Source organism: Treponema sp. R6D11 (genome assembly GCF_054786075.1).
In genome coordinates this window covers 1-709 of sequence record NZ_BDHD01000538.1, presented here as the reverse complement: position 1 = coordinate 709, position 709 = coordinate 1, and the positions used below count along the sequence as shown (strand labels likewise).

Below are 709 nucleotides of genomic sequence, written 5' to 3'. Positions count from 1 at the left end.
GCAGATTGGAGACGTTATTCAAATAGATGCCGCAGTTAATCACGGCAATTCAGGCGGTCCTGTAGTGGATAATGAAGGGCGGCTTGTAGGGATAGTTTTCGCGGGAATAGATCAGTATCAAGGGTTGAATTTTGCCGTTCCTGCCGAAACGCTGACATCGGCTTTACCTATGATGATAAAAGGAGGAAGATCTCAGCGTCCATGGCTTGGAATGACGTTATGCGAAATAAATTCAGAAGCGGAAATAATTTATACCGCCCCAAATACGCCGGCTTATTTACATAAAGTAGACGAGGGCTTTTTTATAAAGACAATCAATGGAAAGAAAATAACCGCCGCGGAAGGAGGACTTATTCCAGCCTTGCAGGGCGCTGTTTTTATGTGCGGTCCAGGGGAACTTATCGCGTTGGAAATTTTTGATAAAAAAACAGAAGAAACAAAAAAGAAAATTATAATGACAGTCCCGCGCCCTGAGTTGCCGCTTCTTGACGCGGCAAAAATTGACAAGAAGGATCGAATTGTCGCTCCCTTGTTTGGCATGGTTCTTACTCCTTTACAAAGCAGTGTTTTTTCTTCCAGTTTTAGGGTAAACCGCGTAGTACGCGGTTCCATTGCCGATGAAGTAGGAATTTCGGAAGACGATCCTGTATCTATTTCGCGTCTACGCTTAATGGAAGATGAAAGTATTGCGGTAATGGAAATTACCGTA

At 43.6% G+C, this 709-nt stretch carries 1 protein-coding gene; it reads left to right on the top strand.

Translation table 11 applies throughout. The features are described 5' to 3' along the window. A partial coding sequence (locus ACYVTD_RS14540; RefSeq protein ID WP_461248433.1) for a S1C family serine protease occupies positions 1–709 on the top strand: 709 nt, incomplete at both ends.